Below are 1130 nucleotides of genomic sequence, written 5' to 3'. Positions count from 1 at the left end.
CTAGTGTCCTGAGTCGGAGATTTGTCGTTGGTCTGGTGTGAGTCGTCCTGGACCGAAGATTCCGCCGGTTGTGTTGACTGATGCCGAGCGGGAGATGTTGCAGTCGTGGGTGCGCCGTCGTTCGAGTGCCCAGTCGTTGGCGTTGCGTTCGCGGATCGTGTTGGAGTGCGCCGAAGGGCATGCGATCGCGGAGGTCGCCCGGCGCTTGCGGATCACCACCGACACGGTCCGCACCTGGCGGCGGCGCTTCCTCGAGCGACGACTGGACGGCTTGTGCGACGAGCCACGGCCGGGTGTCCCGCGGAAGATCACCGACGCAGATGTCGAGCGGGTGATCGTCAAAACCCTGGAGGAGACACCGAAGAACGCCACCCACTGGTCGACGAGATCGATGGCGGCTGCCACCGGCATGTCACAGTCCGCGATCTCCCGGATCTGGCGGGCGTTCGGCCTGCAGCCGCACCGGGCCGAGACGTTCAAACTGTCCAAGGACCCGCTGTTCGTCGACAAGGTCCGCGACGTGGTCGGGCTCTATCTCGATCCGCCGGAGCGGGCACTGGTCCTGTGCGTGGACGAGAAGTCCCAGATCCAGGCCCTGGACCGGTCACAACCGGTTCTGCCGATAATGCCCGGGGTGCCCGAACGCCGAAGCCACGACTACGTGCGTGCGGGCACCACCACACTCTTCGCCGCCCTGGACACGGCAACGGGCAAGGTCATCGGCTCGCTGCACCGCCGCCACCGGGCAACGGAGTTCAAGAAGTTCCTGATCAAGCTCGACCGCGAGGTGCCCCGTGAGCTGGACGTGCACCTGATCCTGGACAACTACGTCACCCACAAAGTGCCGGCCGTCAAGAAGTGGCTGACCGGCCATCCGCGCTTCCACCTGCACTTCACACCGACCGGATCCTCGTGGCTGAACATGGTGGAGCGGTGGTTCGCCGAACTCACCACCAAGAAGCTCCGCCGAGGTGTCCACCGCTCCGTCCAGGCCCTCGAACGCGACATCCGCACCTGGCTCGCCGATTGGAACACCAACCCACGGCCCTTCATCTGGACCAAAACAGCCGACGAAATCCTCGACAAAGTCGCAACATACTGCCGACGAATCTCCGACTCGGGACACTAGT

Annotated in this window: 1 protein-coding gene; it reads left to right on the top strand. The window is 64.3% G+C overall.

Annotation, left to right across the window (positions count from 1 at the left end):
- Window positions 1-94 precede the first annotated feature (94 nt).
- Window positions 95-1129 carry an IS630 family transposase gene (locus tag AC0699_RS39805; protein ID WP_478671630.1) on the top strand — a complete coding sequence of 345 codons (1035 nt, stop codon included), beginning with the start codon at window positions 95-97 and terminating at the stop codon, window positions 1127-1129.
- The last annotated feature ends 1 nt before the right edge of the window (window position 1130 follow it).

Source organism: Streptomyces sp. NPDC043870 (genome assembly GCF_056435785.1).
Note: the sequence above shows the minus strand (reverse complement) of the source record. Positions and strands in the feature narration are given on the sequence as shown.